The 1213-nt window shown below is 32.0% G+C and carries 1 protein-coding gene; it reads right to left on the bottom strand.

Going from position 1 to position 1213, the window contains the following annotated elements:
- Positions 1-211: 211 nt before the first annotated feature.
- A complete protein-coding gene (locus FNW21_RS16200) occupies positions 212-1099 on the bottom strand; it encodes an HNH endonuclease (RefSeq protein ID WP_144257787.1) in 888 nt (295 codons plus the stop codon).
- Between the last annotated feature and the right edge of the window lie 114 nt (positions 1100-1213).

Genomic DNA, 1213 nt, shown 5'->3' with positions numbered 1-1213 from the left:
GAATTTTCTGCGAGATGTGAACGTTATTTCCAAATCGAAATTACCTGCGTAATTTCGGCACAACTGCCCCATAACGTTCCCGCGCTACAAGCAGTTTGGGACTAAATTAAGCCCTATTTTCGGATTTGCCAAATATTCCCAAATACAAAACCAATTTCAAATTAAGCCTAATACCCAAATTGCTTGTAGCGTGTGTTACCGCTAGTGTTTTTTATTTCTTGCGAAAACCAAAACTTATTTTTTCTAAGCTTTGTATTCTAGTCAAGGAATTCATATCAAAATGAGAAACACCAAATTTGCCATCGCTTGTCTTGGTTATAAATTCTGATAGAATTGGTAATTGAATATTTGAATAATCAAGAGTTTCATCTTTAGAATTGAAAGGTAGGAAAATTTGAAATGTCAAAAAGCCCCAAATGAAAACAAAGCTAAATTCAGGACAATTATAATCTTTTTTCCTTTTTAACAATATAGCTATTGGCTTTATTATAGGTTTCCCATTTGGATAATAAAGCATCGTATTAGGAATTATAGGCTCGACTATTGATTTTGGATTATTTAACCAAGATATTCCCGAACAAAATTGTTCATAATCTTTTTTTTCCATCAAAGAGAAAGCAAATTTAACAAAGCTTTTATAAACGTATAGTGGAACGAAAGGCATAGTTATAGACTCAATTTTTATCTTATCGTCAACAATCTTATAAAAATCATTATTTCCTTTGGTGTTCATTATTAATGTATTCTCGTTCTTAAACTGCGCAACAAAATTGTTATTACCATCAACATATTTTGGAAATTTCTTTTTGCCGGAAATTGGTAAATGTGAATTTTTAAATGCACCGAAATTCTTTAGATTATACTCATAAACGCCGAACTTATTATTGCAATTGTCACATTCGTTATAGCAAAACCATTCTTTATTGCCTGTGAATTCTGGAAGTAGATGTGCTTTAGATTTGAATTTATTAGGGTCTTTTTCACCACAATATTTGCAAATTTGATATTCAGATTCGGCAGTTTTATATTCTGCCATTACAACATACTCTTCGTACACTTCTCCGATATTAACTGCAACATATGAGATTGATTTTTCCATAGTTTAATTGTGTGGTATTTCCGATAACATTAGCGGTAACGTTCTCGCGCTACAGCGGGTTTGGGACTAAATTAAGCCCTATTTTCGGATTTGCCAAATCTTCCAAATACAAAA

It is taken from the genome of Flavobacterium restrictum, from assembly GCF_007097245.1.
GTDB classification, from domain to species: Bacteria; Bacteroidota; Bacteroidia; order Flavobacteriales; family Flavobacteriaceae; genus Flavobacterium; species Flavobacterium restrictum.
The sequence above is the reverse complement of the archived record's forward strand: the minus strand, read 5'-3'. Positions and strand labels throughout refer to the sequence as shown.